Source organism: Mixta theicola, from assembly GCF_002895925.1.
Classification (GTDB): domain Bacteria; phylum Pseudomonadota; class Gammaproteobacteria; order Enterobacterales; family Enterobacteriaceae; genus Mixta; species Mixta theicola.
This window is the reverse complement of record NZ_NWUO01000064.1, coordinates 1-480: the sequence shown is the minus strand read 5'-3', so window position 1 is coordinate 480 and position 480 is coordinate 1. Positions and strand designations below refer to the sequence as shown.

The following is a 480-nucleotide window of genomic DNA, read 5'->3' as shown; positions in this document are numbered from 1 at the left end:
CAGACGGCGGTGCAGATAATCCACCGGCTGCTGGCGGAGTACGGGGTGCAGGTGGAGGACCGGCTGAGCGGCAGCTACCGGGCGTGGGAGTACTGCGTGCAGTACCAGGAGAGCAGCTTCGCCTTCATCAGCCGGCTGATGGAGCTGGAGGGGATATATTACTGGTTCCGCCACGAGGCGGACCGGCACGTGATGGTGCTGGCGGACGCGCCGGAGGCGCACGGGCCGTGGCCGGGTTATGAGGCGATACCCTATCACGTGACGGGCAGCGGCGGGGTGACGTCGGCGCAGGGGGTGAGCCAGTGGGCGCTGGAGGACAGCGTGACGCCGGGCATCTGCAGCATTGACGACTACGACTTCCGTAAGCCGAACGCGTGGCTGCTGCAGGCGCGGCAGAACCCGGCGTCGCCGCAGCCGGGAGAGATTGACGTGTTCGAGTGGCCGGGACGCTTTGTGGAGCACGCGCAGGGCGAAAAGTAT

General features: G+C 67.1%; 1 protein-coding gene. It reads left to right on the top strand.

Annotation, left to right across the window (positions count from 1 at the left end; all coding sequences use genetic code 11):
* Positions 1-480 (top strand): contractile injection system protein, VgrG/Pvc8 family (locus COO59_RS20640; protein ID WP_276308284.1); only part of this gene is annotated, 480 nt, incomplete at both ends.